The 25,958-nt window shown below is 56.7% G+C and carries 16 protein-coding genes and 2 tRNA genes; 6 read left to right on the plus strand and 12 right to left on the minus strand.

Annotation, left to right across the window (positions count from 1 at the left end; translation table 11 throughout):
- Positions 1–9 precede the first annotated feature (9 nt).
- From B5G37_RS04010 to B5G37_RS04035, 6 genes are all read right to left on the minus strand, one after another.
- Positions 10–1,518 (minus strand): sugar ABC transporter ATP-binding protein, encoded by a 1,509-nt coding sequence (locus B5G37_RS04010; protein WP_087254252.1) that lies wholly within the window; start codon positions 1,516–1,518, stop codon positions 10–12.
- 183 nt (positions 1,519–1,701) lie between these two features.
- Positions 1,702–2,973, minus strand: coding sequence for a substrate-binding domain-containing protein (locus B5G37_RS04015; RefSeq protein ID WP_087254255.1), 1,272 nt, complete (start codon positions 2,971–2,973; stop codon positions 1,702–1,704).
- Positions 2,974–3,153: 180 nt separating this feature from the next.
- Positions 3,154–4,140, minus strand: a complete 987-nt coding sequence (locus tag B5G37_RS04020; protein WP_087254259.1) for a substrate-binding domain-containing protein — start codon at positions 4,138–4,140, stop codon at positions 3,154–3,156.
- Entirely contained in the window at positions 4,127–5,845 is a 1,719-nt protein-coding gene (locus tag B5G37_RS04025; RefSeq protein ID WP_343229680.1) for a sensor histidine kinase, read from the minus strand. Before B5G37_RS04025 ends, B5G37_RS04020 begins: the two co-directional genes overlap by 14 nt.
- The gene (locus tag B5G37_RS04030) at positions 5,842–7,125 is read right to left on the minus strand and encodes a response regulator (protein WP_087254261.1); all 1,284 of its coding nucleotides are present in this window, start codon (positions 7,123–7,125) and stop codon (positions 5,842–5,844) included. Before B5G37_RS04030 ends, B5G37_RS04025 begins: the two co-directional genes overlap by 4 nt.
- Positions 7,126–7,281: 156 nt before the next feature.
- On the minus strand, positions 7,282–7,941 hold the full coding sequence (locus tag B5G37_RS04035; RefSeq protein ID WP_087254265.1) for a hypothetical protein: 660 nt from the start codon (positions 7,939–7,941) through the stop codon (positions 7,282–7,284).
- 177 nt (positions 7,942–8,118) lie between these two features.
- On the opposite strand from B5G37_RS04035, the gene udp reads away from it, so the two are divergent.
- Both udp and B5G37_RS04045 read left to right on the plus strand, forming a co-directional pair.
- Positions 8,119–8,880: a uridine phosphorylase gene (gene udp, locus B5G37_RS04040; protein ID WP_087254267.1), complete on the plus strand. Its 762-nt coding sequence runs from the start codon at positions 8,119–8,121 to the stop codon at positions 8,878–8,880.
- Between the two features lie 156 nt (positions 8,881–9,036).
- Positions 9,037–9,789, plus strand: a complete 753-nt coding sequence (locus B5G37_RS04045; RefSeq protein ID WP_242962753.1) for a M15 family metallopeptidase — start codon at positions 9,037–9,039, stop codon at positions 9,787–9,789.
- 115 nt (positions 9,790–9,904) lie between these two features.
- On the opposite strand, the gene B5G37_RS04050 is transcribed toward B5G37_RS04045, so the two are convergent.
- A complete protein-coding gene (locus tag B5G37_RS04050) occupies positions 9,905–10,555 on the minus strand; it encodes a DUF4230 domain-containing protein (protein ID WP_087254270.1) in 651 nt (216 codons plus the stop codon).
- 153 nt (positions 10,556–10,708) lie between these two features.
- On the opposite strand from B5G37_RS04050, the gene B5G37_RS04055 reads away from it, so the two are divergent.
- Complete coding sequence (locus tag B5G37_RS04055) at positions 10,709–11,083, plus strand: PH domain-containing protein (protein WP_087254273.1); 375 nt, start codon at positions 10,709–10,711, stop codon at positions 11,081–11,083.
- 49 nt (positions 11,084–11,132) lie between these two features.
- Here the strand turns inward: B5G37_RS04055 and B5G37_RS04060 are convergent, their stop codons facing one another.
- The 3 genes from B5G37_RS04060 to B5G37_RS04070 form a co-directional block, all read right to left on the minus strand.
- A complete protein-coding gene (locus B5G37_RS04060; protein WP_087254276.1) occupies positions 11,133–13,751 on the minus strand; it encodes a cation-translocating P-type ATPase in 2,619 nt (872 codons plus the stop codon).
- Positions 13,752–14,058: 307 nt separating this feature from the next.
- Entirely contained in the window at positions 14,059–15,624 is a 1,566-nt protein-coding gene (asnB, locus tag B5G37_RS04065) for an asparagine synthase B (protein ID WP_343229681.1), read from the minus strand.
- 84 nt (positions 15,625–15,708) lie between these two features.
- Complete coding sequence (locus B5G37_RS04070) at positions 15,709–17,802, minus strand: glutamine synthetase III (protein ID WP_087254455.1); 2,094 nt, start codon at positions 17,800–17,802, stop codon at positions 15,709–15,711.
- A gap of 378 nt (positions 17,803–18,180) precedes the next feature.
- Between B5G37_RS04070 and gltB the strand changes: the two genes are divergently transcribed.
- Together gltB and B5G37_RS04080 are read left to right on the plus strand one after the other, a co-directional pair.
- Positions 18,181–22,722 carry a glutamate synthase large subunit gene (gltB, locus tag B5G37_RS04075; protein WP_087254281.1) on the plus strand — a complete coding sequence of 1,514 codons (4,542 nt, stop codon included), beginning with the start codon at positions 18,181–18,183 and terminating at the stop codon, positions 22,720–22,722.
- A 5-nt stretch (positions 22,723–22,727) separates the two neighbouring features.
- Positions 22,728–24,212 (plus strand): glutamate synthase subunit beta, encoded by a 1,485-nt coding sequence (locus tag B5G37_RS04080; RefSeq protein WP_087254283.1) that lies wholly within the window; start codon positions 22,728–22,730, stop codon positions 24,210–24,212.
- Between the two features lie 85 nt (positions 24,213–24,297).
- Here B5G37_RS04080 and B5G37_RS04085 read toward each other — a convergent pair.
- Positions 24,298–24,373, minus strand: a tRNA-Ala gene (locus B5G37_RS04085).
- A gap of 555 nt (positions 24,374–24,928) precedes the next feature.
- Here B5G37_RS04085 and B5G37_RS04095 point away from each other — a divergent pair.
- Positions 24,929–25,004: transfer RNA gene (locus tag B5G37_RS04095), tRNA-Ala, on the plus strand.
- Positions 25,005–25,459: 455 nt separating this feature from the next.
- Here the strand turns inward: B5G37_RS04095 and B5G37_RS04100 are convergent.
- Positions 25,460–25,933: a TspO/MBR family protein gene (locus B5G37_RS04100; RefSeq protein WP_087254287.1), complete on the minus strand. Its 474-nt coding sequence runs from the start codon at positions 25,931–25,933 to the stop codon at positions 25,460–25,462.
- Positions 25,934–25,958: the final 25 nt, after the last annotated feature.

Genomic DNA, 25,958 nt, shown 5'->3' on the forward strand with positions numbered 1-25,958 from the left:
CTTCTCCCATTAAAGGTATTTTGCGCTCAGACGCAAGAGCTCTTCCTGGTCAGTTTCCTTGGTGTTGACGATACCAGACAGACGTCCGTTGGACATCACGCCGATGCGGTTGGTGATACCAAGGATCTCAGGCATTTCGGAGGAGACCACGATGATGGTCTTGCCCTGTTTTGCCATGTTGATGATCAGCTCGTAAATCTCGTACTTTGCACCCACGTCGATGCCTCGGGTGGGTTCGTCCATCATAAAGATTTGGGGTTCGCGCTCCAGCCAGCGGCCAAAGATGACCTTCTGCTGGTTACCGCCGGACAGGCTGGTAATCATGTCCTCGGGGCCCATACACTTGGTGTGCATGATGCGCAGCTCCTTGTTGGTGGCCTTCACCATCTTCGGATCAGACAGAGCTACGCCGCTCTTGTACTGATTCAGGTTGGCGATGGTGGTGTTGAAGGTCAGGTCACACTTGAGGAACAGACCGTTGGCCTTGCGTTCCTCGGTAATCAGTGCGAATCCGTGGTCGATGGCTTCCTTGGGGGTGTTAAAGTTCATCAGCCGATCCCGGAAGTACACGCGGCCAGAGGCACGAGTACGCATGCCGAAGATGGTCTCCATCAGCTCGGTACGGCCAGCGCCCACCAGACCGTACAGGCCGAAGATCTCGCCCTCTCGCACATCGAAGGAGATGTCGGTGAGGTGAGGGGCAAACTTGGTGGACAGGTGCTGCACCGACAGGATGGGTTTTCCGGGGGTGTTGTCCACCGGGGGGAATCGGCTCTCCAGGGAGCGACCCACCATGGCGCTGATGAGTTCGCCCATGTTGGTTTCCTTGGAGGGCTTGGTCATAACCAGATTACCGTCACGCAGCACCGAGATCTCATCACAGATCTCGAAGATCTCGTCCATCTTGTGGGAGATGTAAATCAGGGAGATGCCCTGATCCCGGAGCATGCGCATCATTTCGAAGAGCTTGTCCACTTCCTTCACGGTCAGGGAGGAGGTGGGCTCGTCCAGAACGATTACCTTGGCGTTGTAGGAGATGGCCTTGGCGATCTCACACATCTGCCGTTGAGAAACTGACATGTTCCGCATGGGCTGGGTCAGGTTCACGGTGATGCCCAGCTTTCGGAACAGCTCAGATGCTTTCTTCTTCATAACACCCTCGTCGACCACGCCCATGGCGTTGACGGGGTAGCGGCCCAGGAACAGGTTGTCAATGACGCTGCGCTCCAGGCACTGGTTCAGCTCCTGGTGCACCATGGCGATTCCGTTTTCCAGGGCATCCTTGGGGCCGGAGAAGTTGATCTCCTTGCCGTTAAAATAAATCCTTCCCTCGTCCTTTTGGTAGGTGCCGAACAGGCACTTCATCATGGTGGACTTGCCGGCGCCGTTTTCTCCCATCAGACCCATGACGGTTCCTTTTTTGATGTCCAGGTTGATGTGATCCAGCACGCGGTTTCGACCAAAAGACTTGCACATACCACGGATGGACAGGACAATATCGTCTTTTGTATCTGCCATTCTCGTTACTCCTGTTTCAGATTGACAGGGCAAAGCCTGTCGAAGGTTTCCTTTAAACATGCTATTAGGGAGAATTCCTTCTGCCGAACAGGAAGATTCGTTCTCCTGCCGGAGAATTCCTTCTCCCTAATAGCTTATACTACACTAATGGGTGAACTGGAAGATTACCAAATCTTCGGGGAATTACTGCTTGAGCTGGTTGATGTAGGAGCTGGCGTTATCGGTCTTGATCATGTTGATGGCGAAAGCGTCATAGGCGCTGGGATTGGTCAGACGGTTGAGAACGCTGCTCTCGGACTGACCGTCGCCGCCGATGTACTCAACATCCAGGTTCAGCAGCTTGTCGTACTGCTGCAGCAGGGGCTGATAAGTGGAGCTGAGGAAGGTATCGTTGGAGTTATAGATGTCCAGCCAAACCTTCTTCACGGGGCTGGTCTTCTCATCCAGCTGGTTGGAAACGGGAGCCCAAGTCACCTTGGAGTCCAGGAAGTCCTTGTAGTTGTCCTTGGTGACAGCCACGTTCAGAGCATAGTAGGAACGGGACTCGGCGTCGTAACGGAACACGTCCTCGCTGAGCTGGTTGCCAGCGGCGTCCTTGGTGCCGATGCCGGTGTCAGCGTCCACGCCGTCCAGAGCGTTGCGCAGCACACGCAGGGTCAGGTAGGCCTGCACGTCAGCGTGCTGGCTGATGGTGCCGCCGTAACCATCGGCGATGGCAGCCACGGCGTCGGAGTTGGCATCATAACCAAAGGTGGGAACTTCCTTGGCCTTGGCCCAGGCGTTGAACATAGCCATGCCCATGCCGTCGTTGTTGGAAACCACCACGTCGATCTGATCACCGAAGGAGGCGGACCAGGTGCCGATGGCGTTACCAGCGGTGGACTGATCCCAAGTGGCACCGGTGGAGTTCTTCATCTCCTGGGAGGCCAGCTCACGGATGGTGTAGGTCTTGCCGTCCACTTCCAGAGTGCTGTCCTGTACATAGGTGGACTTGCCATCCACGTTGGTACCAACAGCCTCGCTGTTGATGTTGCCCTTGTCATCCTTCACGCCAGTGCCCAGAGCGGAGCGGACGCCGCGGGTACGAGCAATGGAGTCGTTGTGGCCCTTATCGCCGATGGCCAGAACGTAACCGATGATGCCGTCGCCGTTCTTGTCGATGGTATCAATGTTGTTCTTGATGTAATCCAGAACCATCTGACCCTGAAGCTCAGCACCCTGGTTGGCATCGAAGCCCACGTAGTAGGTGTTGTCATTGAAGCTCAGAGCCTCCATGTTCAGCTCACCGGTGGTGGAGTTGGAAGGCTGACGGTTGAACCAGACCAGAGGCTTGTCCTTGTTGGCTACGGTTTCACCACCGCCATTGCCACCCTCAGAATTGCTAGGAGTAGAGCCGCAGGCGGCCAGCCCCAGAGCCATAGTGGCGGCCAGAGTCAGTGCAAGAGCTTTCTTCATAACGATTCTCCTTTTCTTGTCTGAAATTTGATGGGATGCACAAATGCAGCCCCAACTTCTGTACACAATGTTATAGAAAATTGGGTAAAAAAACAAGGTGAAAATTCACCGATGAAAGGGTGAATTTTTTATCCCATCCAGACAGAATGTGAAAAGGAAAAAGAAGAAATATGTGCAACATCACCAACGACTTTGGGATTCAAAGGCAAATAGGGCTTTTTGACTATCCATGGTGAACAAATTTGTACGGTCCACAATGCGGGTTGAGGTGTCCACGATTTCCGGTAAATTTTTTTTCTGACCTGTGAGTAGCTTGTAGGCGCTTTCCACGCCCAGGTATCCCATGGCATAGGGATTTTGCACAATGAGGGCATCCACCGATCCGTCCTGCAGACCGTCCACGGTGTGGACGTTGGAGTCGAAGCCCACCAGAAACACTTGGTCAGATTGGTTTCTGTCCTGGATGGCCTGTGCTGCGCCCACACTGGTGGGCTCATTGAAGGCCAGTAGGACGTTGATGTCCGGGTTCTGCTGAAGCAGGGCCTCGGTGTCGGCTTGGGCGCGGTGGGCATCGGACAGGGTGTTGACCACCGTGACCACCTGTGCCCGTCCACTTTTTGTGAAGGTTTCTACAGCGCCGCGCTCGCGCTCTTGGCCGTTGGCACTGCTGACATCATAGTTGATGATGCCCACGTTCAGTTGCCCGGACACCCGTTCCAATGCGGCCTGAGCGGCCATCTGGCCTGCGGCATAGTTGTCGGTGCCGATGTAGGTGGATACGGCAGAGGAGTTGACGTTGCTGTCGATGGCCACAATTTTCAATCCCGCTTGTGCGGCTTGATTGATGGCATCGGCGTTGTTGTCGTAGTGGATGGCGGAGAAGACCAGCGCTTCGCTGCCAGCCCCTACGGCATCCTGAACCATTTGGTTTTGGGTCTCGTAGTCCTCCTCCGCACTGGGGCCGATGATGTTCAGGTCCAGGTTGTACTCGGTGGCTGCTGCTTTGGCCCCAGCAAATACAGACAGCCAAAATTCCGTCTGTGTGGATTTGGCAATGAGGGTCACCGTATGCTGGGGGGAAATGGTGGACATGGGGGAACATCCGCACAGCAGGGAGAGCGCCAAAGCCAAGACAAGGAGCAGAGCGGTTCGTTTATTTCCCTTCATAGTTTCCCTCCTTGATCTTCGGCATGCGGATTTCCACACAGGTGCCTGCGTCCAACTTGCTGGTGATGGTCAGACCGTATTCCTTGCCAAAATAGATTTGCAGTCGGTCATTGACGTTTCGAATACCAATGCCAGACCGATCTTTGGGGCCGTGTTCCATGATGGCCACAATCTGCTCTTGGCTCATGCCCACGCCGTCATCCATCACCCGGAAGACGATGTCATCCCCGTCCTGGCGCACATATACGTCAATGCTTCCCTCATCCACCAACAGGTCCAGTCCGTGGTTGATGGCGTTTTCGATGATGGGCTGCAGGGTAATTTTATTACACAGATAGTCCAGACAGGCGGGGTCCACATGGAACTGATAGGTGAAGCGGTTGCGGTAGCGATACTTTTGAATTTGCAGGTAGCTCTCGGCGTGCTGAATTTCCTTGGCGATGGGAATAAGCTCGTGACCTTTGCTGATGCTGATGCGGAACAATCGGGCCAGAGCATGTACCATTTTCACCGCATCAGCATTTCGGCCCTGTTCACACATCCAGGCGATGGAGTCCAGGGTATTGTACAGGAAGTGGGGGTTGATTTGGGCTTGCAATGCTTTCAATTCCGTTTTGCGCAGGTTGACCTCCTCTTCGCGCACCGTGGTCATCAGCTGCTGAATGCGCATGACCATGTGGCCAAAGGAACAGGACAGCTCTTGTACCTCTCGGGTACCGCCTACGGGATGGTAATTGAAGTGGTCGGCATCGGCCTCAAAACTCTCCATGGCAGAGGCCAGCGCCCGAAGGGGGCGACCCAGCAGCCGGGAGAGTAGCCAGCTGGTGAGCAAGGAGAGAATGAGGACGATGACCACACCCAGCATGGTCAGATGAATCATCTCGGTGACGTTGCGTCCTACCAGCTCGTCTACATAGCTGACGCCCACCACCCGCCAATCGCTCCCCGCCACGCTGGTCAGAGAGTAGATGACGGTGTCGTTGACGTGGGCCCCATCGCTCAGCTGGGAGAGTTGGGAGGTATCCTCGCTTTTCAACCCCGAGTAGAGTAGTTGCTGCTGAGGATGGTAGACCATGTTTCCCTTCTGGTCCATCAGGAAACAATATCCACGCTGACCAATGCTGACGCTATTGATATAGCTGGACAGACTGGAAAAGCTCAGGTCCAGAGAGACCCAGGTGGCGGAGCTTTTGGGGGGCAGCTGGGAGGTCATGGTGACCACCCAGGGATAGTACCCCTCAAAAATGCTCTCCACATGGGGTGGGGACATATAGGCTGAGTTTGATGCCTGAGCCTGTTCCAAATCAAAGGACAGATTTTCCAGAATGTGCTCCTTGGGTTGGCGGCCAGGAGACCAGCACTGCAACAACTGGCCTTGAGAAGAGTAGCTGGTGACGGCCACCACATCAGGGCGGAATTCCAAAAACGCGCCCAGAAGTTCGTCTCGGCTGGCGTCGTCTTCGGTCATGGACTGTTCCACCAAGGCCATGGCCTGCTTCATATCGGATAGATAGGCGGCCACGGTATTGGAGACCTGAGAGGAGGATTGTACACTGTTGGTACAGGCGCTTTGCACCATGGCGCTGCGGTACTGGTTCAAAAACAGCACAATGAAGCAGCATACGATGATGGAGACCACACCCACCACCATAGCTACCAGGATGGTGGTAATGCGCAGACCGGTTTGAGAGAGCTTTTCGTTCAAGTGGGGACACCCACTTTCTCCAATTCCAGACGGCGGCGCAGGGCGTTGGGGGACTCCCCGCAGTATTTTTTAAAGCAGTAGCTGAAGTAGTGTTGGTCTGTGTAACCACACCGCTGGGAAATGTCCTGAATCTTTAAATTGGAGTGGATGAGCAGATCCCGGGCCGCCTCCATGCGTTTGCGGATGAGAATGTTGATGAAGGTTTCTCCGGCATATTTTTTGATGCAGGCGCTGAGGTGGTTGGGGCTGACATCCAACATGCCGCTGAGGGAGACCGGGGACAAATCCACATCCATATAATGTTGATCCAGTTCCTCCAAGGCCCGCTGGCACAGCAGATGCCCGCCTTTGGAGGCGGGAGCTAAATCGCTGATAAACAGTACACAGCTCTCTCCGGGGTCTCCTTGACGCAAGGCATCCATGGCCTCTTTATAGGCCGCGTGCAGCGTGGAGAGGGAGCGAGCCATGCGGCTGACGCCAATGCGACAACGCTTGGTCAAAATACGGTCAGCCATTTGGGCGATTTCGTCGGCCAGGATATGCAAATACTCGTCAAAATCGGAGGGATTACCCAGTAGCACCGATATGACTTTGCCGGAAGCGTAAAAACTGACTCCACGCAAATATTTGGCTGCCAAAGTGTCCACAGAAGACACAAAGGAAGGGGTGGTGCGGTTGGAGCCATCCTCTTCCATCAGGCATGTGACCATGATGGAATAGCAGGGTTTGTCCAAATCGTCCCGCAACAGACCACATTGTCTGGCATAGGCCACCAGCTGCTCCTCGTCACCCAATTCTGCATAATCATCCAAAACCAAGGGCATGAGCATGCTGGCCTGCTGGTTGGGACCCGTTCCCTGGGACGCTGCCTGACGGAACATGGCGAATTGCGCGTCGATTTTCTGTCGGATGTTGTCCAATTCTACCCCTAGCCCCTCCAGAGTTAGGGGCTTGAGCATATAACTGATGATATTGTACTGAATAGCCTGCTTGGCATACTCAAAATCGTCGTAGCCGCTGAGGAAAGCGATGTTGGTGGCCGGACGTACCTCTCGGACGCTGCGGGCCAGTTCGATGCCAGAGATGAAAGGCATGCGAATGTCGGTCAGGAGTAAATCCGGTTCATACTGTTCCACCAGTTGTAGAGCATCGAGACCATTGCTGGCACTGCCTAGTAACTGAAAACCATGGTCTTGCCAAGGGATCATGGCGCACATGGCCTCTCGCAACTCATCCTCATCGTCTGCTACAACCACGGTGTATAAGGTTTTGTTGGACATTGAAGTACTCATCCTTTCCCAAGTGACAGCTTATAGGGAGCATGATATGGTGATATCACGTAAATTCAATGCAAGTCCATGAGTGATCTTTATCTATTGTAGCAGAAAGAGAGAAGATGCACAAACTTTTCTTCATCCCAACAGAGAAGCATTCTGTCAGTTGTCACCTAGACGGGTCACCGTCATGGATACGGCATCTGCTTGGTAAGAAGTGCCGGTGGGGACGATTTGCAGGGTGGTGGGGACATTGGTGACAGAAATAGGTACGGTGAAGGATTGCTCCGAGGCGTCGGAGGCAGATTGAAAGTTGAACGGGACGGAGCCTCCAGGGACGATGGAGCCGTTGGCCTCCAGAGAGGTGATGATGGTAGCGGGAAAGGTGTCAGTGTCTGCAGGGGAAATCACCCCATGAAATTCTACGGAATATATCCCAGGTGTGGTGATGGTAAAGGTGTCGCTGCCTGAGGTGTGGGAGATATCGTTGCCCAGGCTTAGAGAATTGCGGTCAAAAGTGATGGGAGTGCCGGAGGTTCCGGGTTGGGTGGGGGTGGAGTATGAGGAAACCAGACTGGGGGATGGGGAAGAGCCCGGTTCTCCCTGGGGAATGGTGAAATTGAGTACGGCATTTTGGGGTGTACCGGAGTTGGTGACTTGGGCGGGGGTGCCGGGGGCACCGGTGGTGACGGTTCCGATGGTAATGGTGGCAGCTGCACCCGCAGGGCCCGGGGGACACACACAACAAGGGAGCTGGACGGGGCAGGGTGGTAGGGAACAGATGGTATGTGCCAGACAGCAGCAGTGACAACGTCGTCTCATAGCGGCCTCCTTTTATCCATGAATCAGGTGTTGGCCCAGTCTATGATTTGGGAAAAGAAGATGTTCCACACACGGAGGGGAAGTTTTCGTTGACGAATGGGGGAGCAGGTGTACAATATATTATAAGAAGGAAGGCCAGCGACCGGCCTTCCAAGGCACCTGGGAAGGAGTGAGATTATGCAGTATCACATTCAATTAGACCAAGCTATGCTGGAAGGAGCGAAATACGCCATCCTGGCTGGAGACCCAGGCCGGATCGAGACCATTGCCCAGGGGTTGGACTGCCCCAAATTTTTAGCTCGTAACCGAGAGTACACCAGTTATTTAGGATATCTGGCGCAACAGCCTGTGTTGGTGATGTCCCACGGAATCGGTGGCCCATCCACAGCCATTGCGGTAGAGGAATTGGCCCAGCTGGGGGTGACCACCATGATTCGGGTGGGAACCAGTGGCGGGATGCAGCAGCAGGTGCGGGCTGGCGATGCGGTGATTGTTCAGGCGGCTATTCGCCAGGACGGGACCAGCCGGGAGTACTTGCCCATTGAGTATCCGGCGGTGGCGGACTTTTCTGTGACTGCTGCACTCAAGCAGGCTGCCATAGACCGAGGCATGCCCCATCACGTGGGCGTGGTCCAGTGTAAGGATAGCTTTTACGGGCAACATTCACCCCAGCGCATGCCAGTGCAAGGAGAACTACTTGCCAGGTGGGAGGCGTGGATCAAAGGGGGCGCTTTAGCCAGTGAGATGGAGACGGCGGCGCTGTTTGTGGTCTCGTCCGTGTTGCGCATTCGGGCTGGAGCGGTCATGTTGTGCATTTGGAATCAAGAGCGGGATCGAGCTGGACTACCCCACGAGGAGTGTCACGACACCCAGGGCGTCATTGACCTGGCCATTGACGCCGTGAAGCACATGATAATCCAGGATGGGATGATTCGATAAAATGTGACAAAAAACGGCGAAACCATGGGGAGTTACCTAATTTTTTGTGCAAAATTCATACTGTAAATAAGTGGGGGTTGTTGACATGGAGAACGGAATGGTGTATGATAAGTGAAGTCTGAACGTGGACTGTGTCATACAACAGGAGGTTTATCCGTGAGGAACTCGATGATAAAAGCACTGTTGCTGAGCAGTGTGGTGGGGGCGCTGACGATGGTGTCCGGATGTTCCACCAGCATTGCGGGGCAGTGGCTACAACAACAATCCGTGGAGGCATATGAGCCGGTGGTGGAGACCACCCCGGAGCCCCAGGAGACTTCGTCGATTGGCAGTAAGGAAATGGATGTGCTGGTGGAGCAGGGCCCGTTGTCCCCCAGTGGAAAAAGCTACGGCTACTACGATTCTGTGGAGCCTACGTATGTGGACGGGGTGCTTCTGGTCAACAAAGACTATGCCCTTCCCCGTAGCTATGGAAGCGGGGAGGATCCGGAGGCCTACCAGGCGTTGCAGAAGCTCCAGTCTGCGGCTTGGAATGCGGGGTATTCCTTGCCCATGATGAGCGGCTTCCGCTCTTTCGACTATCAGGAAGAACTGTACAACGACTATGTGGCTGTAGACGGGGTGGAGAAGGCGGACACCTACTCTGCCTGGCCGGGACACTCGGAGCACCAGACGGGGCTGGCTTTTGATGTGGGCTGGGTAAATTTGCAATTTGCCTATACCGGAGCGGGAAAGTGGTTGGCAGCTCATGCCCATGAGTACGGTTTCATCATCCGCTATCCCAAGGGGAAAGAGAATGTGACGGGATATCAGTATGAACCTTGGCACATCCGGTATTTGGGGACGGAACTGGCTGAAAAAGTGTATGAAAGCGGACTTTGCCTGGAGGAATATCTGGGCGTTGCATAAAAATAAGGAGAGCAGCACAGCTGCTCTCCTTATTTTTATGCCGTCAAAAACAGCCAGAAATAAAACAGTACGATGGCCAGGACCACGCAGCCCAGCCCCATCAGCAATGCCTTTTTCATGTATTACCTCCTGCTTCTCCACCTTCAAATTGAATCTCATATTGCTCCAGATCGTAGACGTTTCCGAAGAATCCAGTGAGAATACTCTCGACATTAGTACGGGCGTTTTCAAACAATCCGTTGGCAATAGCATCTGCTTGCGCTTGCTCTTCCAGTTTTTGCAGTGCAGCGTTGGTTTCCCCCAGCTTGATTTGACGGAAGATACTCTCGTCTTCCAGGTAAATCTTCAAAGAATCCAGAAGGATTTCGCTGCTGAGAATTTTCAGCTCGGGGAGATGTACGACGATGGTAGAATCGTCTTTGATCGACCAAGTGATGCCGGCAAAGTCGTAGCCGGCTTTGATGACTACGTCATAGCTGTAGATGTATTTACTCTGTGTAAAGGGAATGGAGATGCCGAACAACTCGCGGTCGCCTTCGATGACCCCCACAGGAGAACAGTAGGCAGACTGCGTAGCCAATTCCCCAATGTTTTCAAAGCCCAGTTTGGTGGTTTTTTGATCGGTAAAAAGGGTGGGACGCACCAGGGACAGGGCCACAACAATGACCGCCACTGCGACTACGATGGCCAGCAGTTTGCGCAGCAAAGGGGATCCGGGCAGGTGGAAGCGCCGCCGCTTCCGACGGGGGGATTCGGTTTCAGGCATGGTAGGTTTCCTCCAATTTCCAAAGTTTCTCTCTTGGGCTCATTATACCGCAAAAACTGCGGTATTTCAATGAAACTTCACGATTTTCTCTTGTGTAGACAGCGGACAGATTCGGTGATATAATCGACCCAAATACTCAAAGGAGGAATGCATATGATCGACTTTGAAAATGCGGATTTTCTCAAGCTCAAACAGGTGGACAACAGCACTTATGAGGATCGGCTGATGCCCTTGTTTGCGCCGGGTGAGGAGATTGTGGCCTCCTTCCGTACGGTGCGAGACGGGGTGGTGTTCACCAACAAGCGGGTCATCACCATCAACGTACAGGGGCTGACAGGGAAGAAAACGGATTATTCTTCTCTGCCCTATAAAAAAGTGCAGGCGTTCTCCATTGAGACCTCCGGCGTGTTTGATTTGGACAGCGAACTGGAGCTGTGGTTCAGCTCCTTGGGCCGGATTCGCTTTGAGTTTACTGCCGGGGCAGACGTGGCTCGCATTTGCTCCGTGATTTCTCAGTACGCATTATAAAAGAAAAGGACCTCATGTTCCGGAGAACATGAGGTCCTTTTTGGTAGGGTTACTTGCGCTCCAAAATCACCTTGGCAATCTGGATGACAATGGTGGGCAGGAGGGCCAAGCCAACGATCTCGCCCAGGTTGGCAATGCCAAAGGCGGGGGAGACCAGGAACAGGGAGTTGAGACCGGGCACGAAGAGCACCAGCAACAACAGCACCACACCGGCGAAGAAAGCCATAATGGAGGACTTGTTGGTGGAGAGCTTCAACGTGAAGATGGACTCGGCGCCACGGCAGTTGAAGCCATGGAACAGACGGGCCAGCGTGAGGGTGGCAAAGGCCATGGTGGAGGCCAGAGCAGCGTCCCCGTTTTGATAGCCCAGGTAGAAGGCCACCATGGTGACGATGGCAATAAGAAGACCCTGGATGCCGATGCGGGCCAGCAGAGGTTGGGTGAGGATGGGCTCCTTGGGGTCACGGGGCTTCTGGTTCAACAGGCCTCTGCGGGCAGGCTCCATACCGATGGCAATGGCGGGCAGGGAGTCAGTGAGCAGGTTGATGAACAACAGGTGCACCGGCTGGAAGGGGACGGGCAGAGCCAGCAGGGAGGCGTACAGCACGCAGAAAATACCGGCGGCGTTGCCCGAGAGCAGGAACTGGATGGCGTTTTTGATGTTGGCGTACACGCTGCGGCCATTGACCACCGCTTTGACGATGGTGGCGAAGTTGTCGTCGGCCAGAATCATGGAAGCGGCATCCTTGGACACCTCAGTGCCGGTGATGCCCATAGCCACGCCGATGTCCGCCTTCTTCAGGGCAGGGGCGTCATTGACGCCGTCACCGGTCATGGACACGATGTTACCACGGCGCTGCCAGGCGTTGACGATGCGGATCTTGTGCTCGGGAGAGACGCGGGCGTAGACGGAGACGGAGGTCAGGCACTGGTCCAGGTCCTCCTCGCTCATATTGTCCAGCTCCACACCGGACAGAGCCTGATCGCCCTCCTGGAAGATGCCCAGCTGTTTGGCGATGGCAGTGGCGGTGATCTTGTGGTCGCCGGTGATCATGATGGTGCGAATGCCGCCCTGCTTGGCATCGGCCACAGCCTGGATGGCCTCGGGACGGGGCGGGTCGATCATGGAGATGAGGCCCAGGAAGGTAAATTCCTGTTCGTCTTCCAGAGACAGAGGACGAATGGCGTCCAGTTCCCGGTAGGCAAAGGCCAGCACACGCAGGCCCTCGGAGGAGAGCTGGGTGTTGATGCGGCCGATCTCCTCTTTCATCTCCTGAGTGAAGGGCACGCGGCCATCGCTGGTGAGTAGCCACTGGGAGCGATCCAGCAGCACATCCATGGCGCCCTTGGTGAACAGAGTGGGCACTCCGTCAATGTCGTGGAGGGTGCTCATGAGTTTGCGGTCGGAGTCAAAGGCAAGCTCGCCCAGGCGGGGGTGCTGAACACGATAGGTTTCCTCTTCCACGCCGAACTGCTCACCCAGCATCACCAGAGCTACCTCGGTGGGGTCACCAATGGAGACGCCGGTCTCCTCCTCGTGGGTGGCATCACTGGCCAGCAGAGCCGCTTTCAGCAGTGTGCGCTGGACGTGGTTGGCCAGGTTCAGATCCTTGCCCTCCAGCAGGGCGCCGTCGGCGTACACCTTCTGGGGGGTCATCTTGTTCTGGGTCAGGGTGCCGGTCTTATCCGAGCAGATGACGGAGACGCTGCCCAGGCTTTCCACCGCTTTGAGGTCCTTCATGATGGCGTTTTGTTTGGCCATCTTCTGAGTGCCCATGGCCAGCACGATGGTGACGATGGAGGACAGAGCTTCGGGAATGGCGGCCACGGCCAGAGCCACGGCGAACATCAGGGAGTCCAGAATGGTCATGTGGGTGCGGAAAATAGACAGGCCAAAGACCACGGCGCAGATGACCATGATGACAATGGCCAGCTTGGCGCTGAAGTTATCCAAACTCTCCTGGAGGGGAGTCTTGCGCTGCTGGGTCTGATTCATCAGGGTGGCGATCTTACCCAGCTCGGTGTTCATACCGGTGGCAGTGACCAGCACGGTGGCACGGCCATAAGTGACCAGGGAGCCGGAGAAAACCATATTTTTCTGGTCGCCCAGGGCCACCTGATCGGCATGGATGGCATCGGCCGTCTTGTCCACGCCTTCGCTTTCACCGGTGAGGGAGCTCTCATTGACCTTCAGGGAGTAGTTTTCCAAAATGCGGCCATCCGCCACCACCATGTCGCCGGCTTCCAGCAGTACGATGTCGCCGGGCACCACCTGGGCAGAGGGGATTTCCACACGCTTGCCGTCCCGCAGCACTTTCGCCGAGGGAGAGGACATGGCTTTGAGGCTTTCCAGGGATTTTTCCGCTTTGAAGTACTGGACCGTACCCAAAATGGCGTTGAGGATGAGCACGGCAAAGATGACGATGGTGCTCTCCAGGTTGCTGGATGCGGCGGAAATCAAAGCGGCGATGATGAGGATGATCACCAGCAGATCTTTGAACTGCTCGGCGAACACCTGGAGCACGCTTTTCTTCTCGCCTTCGGCCAGTTGATTGGGGCCAAACTGCTGGGCACGGGCTGCAGCCTCTTGGCTGGACAGTCCGCTGGCACTGGATTTCTGGCTCTCCAGCGCCTGTTGCGGGGATTGTTTGTAGTAGGCGTCTGTCATTGGTATTCCTTCCTTCCATGTGTTGAGTGGGGGCGGAGAGGCAAACAAAAAAGACTCCCCGCCAACCGCCGCAATACGACAGTTGTCGAAAAGTCTTGTTACCACAAGGGTGCATACCGCCAGGTCAGGAAACTGACCGAGGTGTTGACGGCATAGCTTTAAACTACTCCCTTTTCAACTGCCCTCATTGTAGCATGGGGGGATGGGGAAGTCAAGGGGAGAATTTGGTGGAAAGCAAGATGGAGGCGCAGGCACAAAGTTATTATGACCCAAAAGAGGGGAGGGAAAACCTCCCCTCCATGGGCTGTTATTGCCCGCTCAGGCCGTAGTTGGACAGGACTCGGGCGGAAGGGTCGTCCACATCGCACCCTTCCCAGGCGCGGTTGGGCATCCAGAAGTCTGCCACCATCTGGCTCTGACCGGGATAGTATTTCTCAAACAGCTCTCGGTAGAGAAGGGACTCCTTGGTGAAGGGCTTGGCATGGGTGTACCGGGCGCGGCGAGCTTGGAATTCCTGGTCGGTGTAGCAAGTCTCTGCATAGGCTTTCAGGTCGTCCACCATGGAGTGTCCCACGGCGTCGGAGAAGGCTGCCTTCTCCCGGTACAGAATGTCCAAAGGAAGCCAATCCCCCTCAAAGGCACGGCGGAGCAAGTATTTTCCCTTGCCGTAGGTGTTGCACTTGAGACCGGGGTCAATGGCCATGACATAGCGCACGAAATCCAGATCGCCGAAGGGCACCCGGGCCTCCAGGGAGTTGACCGAAATGCACCGGTCCGCCCGCAGCACATCGTACATGTGCAGTTCCCGCACTCGCTTGGCGGCCTCCTCCTGGAACGCCTGAGGAGAGGGGGCGAAGTCGGTGTACTTGTAGCCAAACAGCTCATCGGAAATCTCTCCGGTGAGGAGCACCCGAATGTCCGTTTGTTCATGGATGGCTTTGCAGATGAGATACATGCCCATGCTGGCCCGGATGGTGGTGATGTCATAGGTGGCCAGCAATTCCACCACACGCTCCAGGGCGGCTAGCACGTCCTCTTTGGTGATGATGATTTCGGTGTGCTGGCTGCCGATATACTCGGCCACCTCTCGGGCGTATTTCAGGTCAATGGCGTCCTGATCCATACCGATGGCAAAGGTACGGATGGGAGCGGCAGAGGCCTTGGCGGCCACGGCGCACACCAGAGAGGAGTCCAGGCCACCGCTGAGGAGAAAGCCCACCTTGGCGTCGGAGACCAACCGCTTTTCAATGCCTGCCACCAACTTTTCTCGGATGTTGCGGCAAATGGTGTCCAGATCACCATCCACCACCTGGTCCACACGGGTCATGTCGGTATAGGCCACAAACTGTCCATCCAGATAATAGTGGCCGGGAGGGAAGGGGAAAATCTCTTTCACCAGATCCATCAGGTTTTTGGGTTCGCTGGCAAAGACGATGGCTCCCGCCTCATCATAGCCATAGTAGAGGGGGCGAATGCCAATAGGGTCTCGAGCGGCCACCACATGGCCGCCGTCGGTGTCCAGAATGATGCAGGCAAATTCGGCATCCAGCTGTGCAAACAGGTCAACCCCGTATTCTTTGTAGAGAGGCAGCAAAATCTCACAGTCTGACTCACTTTGGAAGGCGTACTTGGCTTTCAGCTGCTCCCGTACCGCCTCAAAGCCGTACAATTCTCCGTTGCATACGCAGTAACAGCCGTCCAGCTGGAAGGGCTGCATGCCCTGGGGATGGAGCCCCATAATGGCCAGACGGTGAAAGCCCAGCACACCCAGCGGGGTTTCCACCAGTTTGGAGTCGTCCGGGCCTCGGGACTTGGTTTTGGAAAATCCCCCAAGAAAGGCAGAGAAATCTGCATCTGGGGAGCAGTATCCCATGATGGAACACATGTCAATTCCTCCTTATACACAGGCGCCCACGTCCGGAAGATCCGGGTGTGGGCGCCCATGGTATGTTTGATGTTACCGCACTCCAAACAGAAGCTGTCCGTAGGAGGGGTAGGGCCAGTACTGGCTGGCGGTGATGGTCTCCGCCTGATCGGCGGCGTGGCGCAGGGCTTCCATGGCGGGAAGCACCTGATCCCGGATGGCTTCCGAAGCGCCAGTGACGTCGGAAGACTGAGCCACCTGATAGGTCACATCTTCCAAGTGCTCCATGCGCTGGGCGATCTGATCGGTGAGCAGGCTCAGCTGCTCCAGCGTGTTCTCTTCGTAAGAGCAGGTCAGAGACGGATTCACAGCGCGTTTGGCGGTAATGCCCTGGGCCACATGGGCGGCGTAGCTTTGAACGGCGGGGAGAATGTCCTGACGGGCCATGTCAATCATGGTGTTGGCCTCAATCTCCACTGTCTTGCAGTAGTTATCCAGCATGATCTCACACCGGGAGTTAATCTCGGGCACGGAGAACACCCCGTGGCGGGTGAGCATCTCCACATTCTTTTCATGGAGCAGGTAGGGCATGCAGTCGGCGGTGGTGGGCAGATTCAACAGGCCACGGGCTTTCGCCTCTTCAATCCAGCTCTCATCATAGCCGTTGCCGTCAAAGAGAATGCGCTGGTGCTGGTGGATGACGTCACGGAGAATCTGGTGGATCTCCGCCACTCGATCGGTGGCATGCTCCAACCGGTCGGCGTACTGGCGCAGGGACTCGGCCACGGCGGCATTGAGCATCATGTTGGCACAGGCGATGGAGTTGGAGGAGCCCAGCATGCGGAATTCAAACTTGTTGCCGGTGAAGGCAAAAGGAGAGGTGCGGTTGCGGTCGGTGGTGTCCCGGGTCAGAGGAGGCAGGGCATGAACGCCCAGCTTGACGCTCTCGCTCTGAGGAGCGATGTACTGGCTTCCTTCTTCGATGGACTTTAGAATCCCGGACAGCTCGTCGCCCAGGAAGATGGACACCACGGCGGGAGGAGCCTCATGGGCACCTAGGCGGTGGTCGTTACCGGCGGTGGCCACGGACAGACGCAGCAGATCCTGGTAGTCGTCCACTGCCTGAATGACGGCACACAGGAAGAGGAGGAACCGGGTGTTCTCGTGGGGTTTCTCTCCGGGAGAGAGAAGGTTCACGCCGGTGTTGGTGGCCATGGACCAGTTGTTGTGCTTGCCCGATCCGTTGACCCCTGCAAAGGGCTTTTCGTGGAGCAGACACACCAGACCGTGCTTCAGAGCCACTTTCTGCATGATCTCCATAGTCAGCTGGTTGTGGTCGGTGGCGATGTTGGTGGTAGTGTAGATGGGGGCCAGCTCGTGCTGGGCGGGGGCCACCTCATTGTGCTGGGTCTTGGCCAAGATGCCCAGTTTCCAAAGCTCTTCGTTCAGTTCCTCCATGTAGGCGGCCACCCGCTCCTTGATGTTACCGAAGTAGTGGTCGTTGAGCTCTTGGCCCTTGGGGGAGCGGGCGCCAAAGAGGGTGCGTCCGGTGTAAATGAGGTCGGGGCGCTGGTCGTACAGGGCCCGATCCACCAGGAAGTACTCCTGCTCGGGGCCGACGGAGGTGCGCACCGATTTCACATCGGTGTCTCCCAGCAGGTGCAACACCCGCAGGGCCTGACGGTTCAGGGCCTCCATGGAGCGCAACAGCGGGGTTTTCTTATCCAGGGCCTCACCGCCGTAGGAACAGAAGGCGGTGGGGATGCACAAGGTCTTGCCCTTGATAAAGGCGAAGGAGGTGGGGTCCCAGGCGGTGTAGCCCCGGGCCTCAAAGGTGGCTCGCAGTCCGCCAGAGGGGAAGGAGGAGGCGTCCGGCTCCCCTCGGATCAGCTCCTTGCCGGAAAACTCCATAATCACACCACCGTCGGGGGCGGGGGAAATGAAGCTGTCGTGCTTTTCGGCAGTGACGCCGGTCATGGGCTGGAACCAGTGAGTGAAGTGGGTGGCGCCCTGTTCCACGGCCCAATCCCGCATGGCGGCGGCCACCACGTTGGCCACGGGCAAATTTAGGGGCGTGCCCTCTTCCATGGTGCAGCGCAGAGAGCGGTAAATATCTTGGGGAAGGCGAGCCTTCATCACACGCTGGTCAAATACCTTGCAGCCAAAATAAGTGGGTACGTTGGTCATGTTCATCCATCCTCTCCAGAAAATGAAAACGGACAAGGGCGTCACAGAAGCGAGCTCCATGACGTCCTTGTCCGTTGGATGGGCCTATGATACGCCCCTTTTTCTTCCGCGTCAAGTGTAAAAATGACGCAAAATGAAGTGGTTGTTTCTGGAATAAACTTGTGGAAACTGCCATTTGTGTCCAGAGGGGTTGACAATGGGGCGGCAGTGTCGTATACTTTAACGAAATAAATAGTCCGTGCGTGGCGTACGGATGTATTTGTAAATCAGAATGCGAGATGGACAAGGGTGTCAGAGAATCCCGCGGGCAAGGTGGCCCGGGAGGTTCTTTGGCGCCCTTGTGTCCGTTTTGACTGATATTCCAAAGGGGGAGTCACCATGACCAAGCAATCCGAGCAAACCTTGTATTGCAAGCAGCTGGAGCACGATAACTGCGGCATCGGGGCTGTTGTGGACATCCGAGGCCGGAAAAATCACAGCGTTGTGGCCGATGCCTTGCACATTGTAGAGAATCTGGAACACCGGGCAGGCAAGGATGGCCAGGGCAAGACTGGAGACGGTGTAGGCATTCTGGTCCAGATCAGCCACCGCTTTTTCACCAAAGTGTGTGCTCCGTTGGGAATTCCGCTGGGCGGGGAACGGGAATACGGCGTGGGCATGTTCTTCTTCCCGCAAGACGAGCTGCGCCGCAGCCGAGCCATGAAGATGTTTGAGGTCATCGTGGCCAAGGAAGGGCTGGAGTTTTTGGGCTGGCGGGCGGTGCCCACCGCGCCCCAGGTACTGGGGGAGAAGGCTCTGGCGTGTATGCCTGCCATTTATCAGTGCTTTGTGAAAAAGCCTGTGGATGTGGCCCCCGGGCTGTCCTTTGACCGAAAGCTGTACATGGTGCGTCGGGTGTTTGAGCAGAGCAATGACAATACCTATGTGCCCTCGCTGTCCAGTCGTACCATCGTATATAAGGGAATGTTCCTGGTGGGGCAGCTGCGCACCTTCTTTACGGATTTGCAGGACGAGGATTTTGACTCTGCAATCGCTCTGGTGCACTCCCGCTTTTCCACCAACACCAACCCCAGTTGGGAGCGGGCTCACCCCAACCGCTTCATGGTCCACAACGGAGAGATCAACACCATCCGGGGCAACGCCGACAAGATGCAGGCCCGGGAGGAGACCATGTCCACCCCCACCTTTTCGGAAGATGATCTGAGTAAGGTGTTGCCGGTGATCCATGCCGACGGCTCTGACTCGGCTATGCTGGACAACACCCTGGAATTTCTGGTTATGAGCGGCATGGAGCTGCCCCTGGCGGTGATGGTGGCCATCCCCGAGCCCTGGAGCCATAACGACACCATCTCCCAGCCCCTCCGGGACTTCTATCAGTACTATGCCACCATGATGGAGCCCTGGGACGGCCCCGCCTCCATCCTCTTCTCCGACGGTGACATCATGGGGGCGGTGCTGGATCGCAACGGCCTGCGCCCCTCGCGGTACTATATCACCAGCGATGGGCGGCTCATCCTCTCCTCAGAGGTGGGCGTGCTGCCCATCCCCGAGGATCAGATTGAGAAAAAGGAGCGGCTCCATCCGGGGAAAATGCTGCTGGTGGACACGGTGCAGGGCCGGGTGTACACCGACGAGGAGATCAAGGAGCGCTACGCCGGGAAAGAGCCCTACGGCGAATGGCTGGACAGCAATCTGGTGGAGCTCCATGACCTGAAAGTTCCCAACCAGCCGGTGCCCCCGCTGAGCCGGGAGTACTGTGCCCGGCTGCAAATCGCCTTTGGCTACACCTATGAAGAGTACCGCAACAGCGTCTGCTCCATGGCCTTGAACGGCAGTGAATCCATTGGTGCCATGGGCATTGACACCCCCTTGGCGGTGCTCTCCCACCAGTACCAGCCCCTGTTTCACTATTTCAAGCAGATGTTCGCCCAGGTTACCAACCCGCCCATTGACTCGGTGCGAGAGAAAATTGTCACTTCCACCACCGTCTACGCGGGGAAAAACGGCAATCTGCTCCAGGAGCAGCCGGAGAACTGCCGGGTGCTCAAGATCAACAACCCCATTTTGAACGACCTGGATTTGTTGAAAATCAAGACCATGAGCCGTCCTGGCTTCCAGGTGGCCACTGTATCTACCTTATATTATAAAAATACCCCCATGGATCGGGTGCTGGAGCAGTTGTTTGTCCAGGTGGATAAGGCCTACCGCAAAGGTGCTACCATCCTCATCCTCTCCGACCGGGGCGTGGATGAAAATCATGTGGCCATTCCGTCTTTGCTGGCGGTGTCGGCGGTGCACAAGTACCTGGTGAAGACCAAGAAATGTACCGCCATGTCCCTGATTCTGGAGTCCGGGGAGCCCCGGGAGGTGCACCACTTTGCCTGTCTGCTGGGCTATGGTGCCTGCGCGGTCAATCCCTATCTGGCCCACGCCACCGTGGCGCAGCTGGTGCAGGACGGCCTTCTGCAAAAGGATTACTACGCTGCGGTGGAGGACTACGACCACGCAGTGCTCCAGGGCATCGTGAAGATCGCCTCCAAAATGGGTATCTCCACCATTCAGTCCTACCAGGGGAGTCAGATTTTCGAGTGCATCGGCGTCAGCCGTGATGTGATTGACACCTACTTTACCGGCACCATCAGCCGCATTGGCGGCATCACGCTGGAGGACATTGCCGCCCAGACCGATGCCCAGCACTCCAAGGCCTACGATCCGCTGGGGTTAGCGGTGGACCTGACTTTGCCCTCGGTGGGCCGCCATAAGATGCGCAGCCAGGGGGAGGAGCACCGTTACAATCCCCAGACCATCCATCTGTTGCAGCAGTCCACCCGTACGGGGGATTACCGGCTGTTCCAGCAGTACACCGCCCAGGTGGACCAGGAGCGGTATGGAACGTTGCGCTCTCTCATGGAGTTCAACTACCCCGAACAGGGGGTGCCCCTGGATGAGGTGGAGAGCGTGGAGAGCATCGTCACCCGCTTTAAGACCGGGGCCATGTCCTACGGTTCCATCTCCCAAGAGGCTCACGAGGCCCTGGCGGTGGCCATGAACCGACTCCACGGCAAGTCCAACAGCGGCGAAGGCGGCGAGAGCGACGAGCGGTTGGAGTCGGCGGGAACCGACCATGATCGCAGCTCTGCCATCAAGCAGGTGGCCAGCGGCCGCTTCGGCGTCACCAGCCGCTACCTGGTCAGCGCCAAGGAATTGCAAATTAAAATGGCTCAGGGAGCCAAGCCTGGGGAGGGCGGACACTTACCCGCCCAGAAGGTGTACCCCTGGATTGCCAAGACCCGCCACTCCACCCCTGGGGTGAGCCTGATCTCGCCGCCTCCGCACCACGACATTTACTCCATTGAGGACCTGGCCCAGCTCATTTACGACCTGAAAAATGCCAACAAGTATGCCCGCATCTCGGTGAAGTTGGTGTCCGAGGCCGGCGTGGGTACCGTGGCCGCCGGTGTGGCCAAGGCGGGAGCCCAGGTGATTCTGATCTCCGGATATGACGGTGGCACCGGCGCCGCTCCTCTCAGCTCCATTTTGGATGCAGGACTGCCCTGGGAGTTGGGACTGGCGGAGACCCACCAGACCCTACTGCAAAACGGCCTCCGGGACCGGGTACGTATTGAGACTGACGGCAAGCTCATGAGCGGCAAGGACGTGGCAGTGGCGGCCCTGCTGGGCGCTGAGGAGTTCGGCTTTGCCACCGCGCCCCTGGTGACTTTGGGATGCGCCATGATGCGGGTGTGCAACCTGGATACCTGCCCCATGGGTGTGGCCACCCAGAATCCGGAGTTGCGCAAGCGCTTTATGGGCAAGCCGGAGAATGTGGAGAACTTCATGCGGTTCATCGCCCAGGAGCTGCGGGAGTACATGGCCAAGTTGGGGGTGCGCACCGTGGACGAGATGGTGGGCCGCACTGATCTGCTGCGGCAGAGAACTGATCTCACGGGCAATGCCGCCAAGGTGGATCTCAGCGGCGTACTGGCCCAGGTTCCGGACAGCCAGACGGTCTTCGATCCCCAGTGCGCCTACGACTTCCACCTGGAGCGTACCAAGGACAAAACGGTGTTGCTGAAAAATGCCAAGGTCAAGGACAGCCTGTCCAGTGGCCGGGCTCACAGCGTAGAGGTGGATTTGGTGAACACCGACCGCAGTTTTGGCACGTTGCTGGGTTCTGAGCTCACCCGCCGCCATCCCCAGGGTCTGCCCCAGGATACCATCACCGTCCGCTGCCACGGAGCAGGCGGACAGAGCTTTGGCGCCTTTATTCCCCAGGGCCTTACCCTGGAGCTGGAAGGGGACAGCAACGACTACTTCGGCAAGGGCCTGTCCGGCGGCAAGCTGGTGGTGTATCCATCCAAGCAGGCCAAATTTGTCCCCCACGAGAATATCATCATCGGCAACGTGGCCCTGTACGGCGCCACATCCGGAGAAGCCTACATCAACGGTATGGCCGGCGAGCGGTTCTGCGTGCGCAACTCCGGGGCCCGGGCCGTGGTGGAAGGCGTGGGCGAACATGGCTGCGAGTATATGACCGGCGGCTGTGTGGTGGTTCTGGGACCCACGGGCAAGAACTTCGCCGCTGGTATGAGCGGTGGTGTGGTGTACGTGTTGGATGAGGAAAACCGGCTCTACCGCAATCTGAACAAGGGCCAGGTGCTCATGGAGAAGGTGGAGAGTAAGTTTGACCGGGAGGAGCTGAGGCAAATGCTCCGTGCCCATGTGGCCGCCACCGGTTCGGAGAAGGCCCGCCAGATCCTGGACGATTTTGACCACTATCTACCCCGGTTTAAGAAGATCATTCCCGGGGAGTATAAGAAGCTGATGCAGCTCTCTGCCCAGTTTGAGGAGCAGGGGATGAGCCGGGAAGAGGCCCAGATCGAGGCGTTCTACGCCAGTGTGGCCGGAAAGGAAGGTTGAGGAAGATGGGAAAGCCCACAGGATTTATGGAATATCAGCGCCAGGACGGGCCTTCCGTTCCGCCTCTGGAGCGCATCAAGAATTTTGACGAGTTCCACACCACTCTCACCCCTCAGCAGCAGCAACAGCAGGGGGCTCGGTGTATGGAGTGCGGGGTGCCTTTCTGTCAGGCAGGAATGATGATCGGCGGCATGGCCTCCGGCTGCCCCCTTCACAACCTGGTGCCCGAGATCAACGACCTGGTGTACCACGGCAACTGGGAGCAGGCGTACATTCGCCTGACCCGCACCCACTGTCTACCGGAGTTCACCTCCCGGGTGTGTCCCGCTCTGTGTGAGGCGGCCTGCACTTGCGGAGAGTACAGCCAGCCGGTGACCACCAAGGACAACGAGCGGCAGGTCATCGAGTATGCCTTTGCCCACGGTCTGGTGAGCGGTGAGCCCCCCAAGGTGCGCACCGGCAAGCGGGTAGCTGTGGTGGGCAGCGGTCCGGCTGGGCTGTCTGCAGCGCTGCTGCTCAACCAGCGCGGCCACTTGGTGACGGTGTTCGAGCGCAGCGACCGCCCGGGTGGATTGCTTCGGTACGGTATCCCCAACATGAAGCTGGATAAGAACGTCATTGATCGCCGCATTGCCCTCATGGAGCAGGCCGGGGTGGAGTTCCGGTGCAACGTGGACGTGGGCCGCACTGTTACCGCCCAAGAGCTGCTGGAGGAGTACGACCGGGTGATTTTGGCCTGTGGGGCCAGTCAGCCCCGGGACTTGCCGGTGCCTGGCCGGGAGGCTCAGGGTGTGATGTTTGCCGTGGATTTTCTGGGTCAGGTCACCAAGGCTCTGTTGGACAGCGATTTCCAGCAGGTACCCACCCATCTGGCCCAGGGCAAGCAGGTGCTGGTCATTGGTGGCGGTGATACGGGCAACGACTGCGTGGGCACTGCCATCCGCCTGGGGGCGGCAGGGGTGACCCAGTTGGAGATGATGCCCAAGGCTCCGGAGACCCGTGCCCCCGGCAACCCCTGGCCCCAGTGGCCCCGGGTGCTGAAAACCGATTACGGCCAGCAGGAGGCCATTGCTGTGTTTGGGGAGGACCCCCGCCGCTATCAGACCACCGTCAAGGAGTTCAAACAGGACGACCAGGGCAAGGTGTGCGGGGCGGTGCTGGTGAGCCTGGAACCCAAAGGGGACGAGGCCACCGGACGGATGCAGATGGTGCCCGTGGAGGGCAGTGAGGTGGAGGTGTCTGCGGACCTGGTGCTTATCGCTGCAGGTTTTTTGGGCAGCCAGGAATATGTGGCCCAGGCCTTCGGGGTGGAACGGGACGGCCGCACCAACGTGGCCACCCAACCCGGCGGCTATGAGACCAGCGTGGAGCGGGTATTTGTGGCCGGAGACATGCACCGGGGCCAATCCCTGGTGGTGTGGGCCATTGCCGAGGGCCGGGAGGCAGCCCGGGCGGTGGATATCTCATTGATGGGATACAGCAATTTGTGATAGAAAAGGCCGATGCAGAGGTTCCTCTGCATCGGCCTTCGAAATAAAAATGAAAAGACCTGAAACCGATCGGTTTCAGGTCTTTTGGTGGAGATAAGCGGGATCGAACCGCTGACCTCTTGAATGCCATTCAAGCGCTCTCCCAGCTGAGCTATACCCCCGAATGTTTGTTTGTTTTGAGCGGCTCTCTCGTGCCGACAAAAAGGAGTATATCAAAGACAAGGTGGTTTGTCAACGCTTTTTTCAATTTTTTTGAAAAAGTTTTTACGCGCTCTGTTTGGCCTTCACCAGATAGTTGCCAGCGGTAACACCGCGTAGAAGAAAAACTCGCCACCATCGGCGGCATAGGTGGAGGAGGCAGCCACGTTGCCTGTGGCCATTCAGGTGTTTTTTGCACATCCCAACGGTCCAGCGTCGAGGTCGGTGACGGACAGGACACCGGCGATGGCCCCCCAGATTCAAGGTCGGACCGGGGATACACAGCAGGGGAAGTTCCAAGGTGCTCTCCTGAGAGAGGGTCAGGCCCACCTTATCGCTGGGGCGACAGATGCCCTTGACGAAACAACGGTGTAGGCATGCATGGAGGCTCCAAAACGCGCCAGGAGTGGGCGAGAAATAAGAGGAAAAATTTTTTGAAAAAGCTATTGACTTTTGTCGAGCCTTCGGTTATACTAACATTCGTTCCGCAGGGGACGCGACAAAAACAAATACGACCTGGGGGTATAGCTCAGCTGGGAGAGCGCTTGAATGGCATTCAAGAGGTCAGCGGTTCGATCCCGCTTATCTCCACCAAAAAGACCTGAAACCAATCGTTTCAGGTCTTTTTCTGCTGTTGGAGGAAACACCAGTTCTGTGGATGGATGATTGTCAACGATTCTTTACCGAATTTGGGTTGTGTTTTTTACCGGCGAAAGGCATTCTTTTTTTGCGTAAGAATGGAAATGGGGGATAAGAATGAGAAAACTTCGATTCTGGGACCGAGTGTCAGCGTTGTTGGTTTTGGCAGGGGCTTTGTTGTTTGGTATACCGTGTTTCCACAATGAGACGATTACGCTGGTGTCCATGTTGGGTGGCGGAATGATTGTGCTTGGGGCGATTCTGGGGCTTGTCAAGGTGCGTTGTCCCAGCTGTGGAGCATATTGCGGAGGACGGATTACGCCCAAACGCCCGTATTGTCCCAGGTGTGGATGCAACATGGAGGAAGAAACAGAAGAATAGCCTGGGACCAATTTGGCTCCAGGCTATTTTTATCGGTTCAGCCAGTAGATAGCGAAGTTCAAGTACCCTGCAAAGGCGACCCAGATCAGATAGGGGATCATCAGATACCCAGCTAAACGCCGGATCGCGGCAAATTGCAGTGTGGCGAGCAGAATGATGCACCACAGCAGGATCAGCCAGAAAAAGGACACCAGGTATAGACCCAGGTTGAAAAAGAGCAGGCTCCAGGCAAAGTTCAGCCCCAGTTGGATGCCATAAAAGATCAGGGCCTTTTTGGTGATGGGCTGCGGGGCGTCGGCTCGCACTACCAGATAGGAGGCAATTCCCATGAGGAGAAACAGGACGGTCCACACCACGGGGAACAGCCAGCCTGGGGGAGACAGGGGCGGCTTGTTCAATGCCTCAAACTCTGCCATCGCTCCCATGGTCAGGTAGGCGGATAGACCACCCACCGCCAGGGGGATGGCAAGACACAGAATGAATTGACGTAGTTTTGGGCTCATGCTCAGCACCTCCGTTGCATCTATA

Origin of the sequence: Pseudoflavonifractor sp. An85 (assembly GCF_002161235.1) — a bacterium.
In the GTDB taxonomy this organism is placed as follows: Bacteria; Bacillota; Clostridia; order Oscillospirales; family Oscillospiraceae; genus Enterenecus.

Bases quoted from the DNA above. Each gene is read 5' to 3' on its own strand.
- B5G37_RS04020 (WP_087254259.1), bottom strand. From the start codon at position 4,140: ATGAAGGGAAATAAACGAACCGCTCTGCTCCTTGTCTTGGCTTTGGCG.
- udp (WP_087254267.1), top strand. From the start codon at position 8,119: ATGCAGTATCACATTCAATTAGACCAAGCTATGCTGGAAGGAGCGAAA.
- B5G37_RS04060 (WP_087254276.1), bottom strand. From the start codon at position 13,751: ATGACAGACGCCTACTACAAACAATCCCCGCAACAGGCGCTGGAGAGC.
- B5G37_RS04030 (WP_087254261.1), bottom strand. From the start codon at position 7,125: ATGTCCAACAAAACCTTATACACCGTGGTTGTAGCAGACGATGAGGAT.
- gltB (WP_087254281.1), top strand. From the start codon at position 18,181: ATGACCAAGCAATCCGAGCAAACCTTGTATTGCAAGCAGCTGGAGCAC.
- B5G37_RS04080 (WP_087254283.1), top strand. From the start codon at position 22,728: ATGGGAAAGCCCACAGGATTTATGGAATATCAGCGCCAGGACGGGCCT.
- B5G37_RS04100 (WP_087254287.1), bottom strand. From the start codon at position 25,933: ATGAGCCCAAAACTACGTCAATTCATTCTGTGTCTTGCCATCCCCCTG.
- B5G37_RS04015 (WP_087254255.1), bottom strand. From the start codon at position 2,973: ATGAAGAAAGCTCTTGCACTGACTCTGGCCGCCACTATGGCTCTGGGG.
- asnB (WP_343229681.1), bottom strand. From the start codon at position 15,624: ATGGGATACTGCTCCCCAGATGCAGATTTCTCTGCCTTTCTTGGGGGA.
- B5G37_RS04035 (WP_087254265.1), bottom strand. From the start codon at position 7,941: ATGAGACGACGTTGTCACTGCTGCTGTCTGGCACATACCATCTGTTCC.
- B5G37_RS04050 (WP_087254270.1), bottom strand. From the start codon at position 10,555: ATGCCTGAAACCGAATCCCCCCGTCGGAAGCGGCGGCGCTTCCACCTG.
- B5G37_RS04070 (WP_087254455.1), bottom strand. From the start codon at position 17,802: ATGACCAACGTACCCACTTATTTTGGCTGCAAGGTATTTGACCAGCGT.
- B5G37_RS04010 (WP_087254252.1), bottom strand. From the start codon at position 1,518: ATGGCAGATACAAAAGACGATATTGTCCTGTCCATCCGTGGTATGTGC.
- B5G37_RS04055 (WP_087254273.1), top strand. From the start codon at position 10,709: ATGATCGACTTTGAAAATGCGGATTTTCTCAAGCTCAAACAGGTGGAC.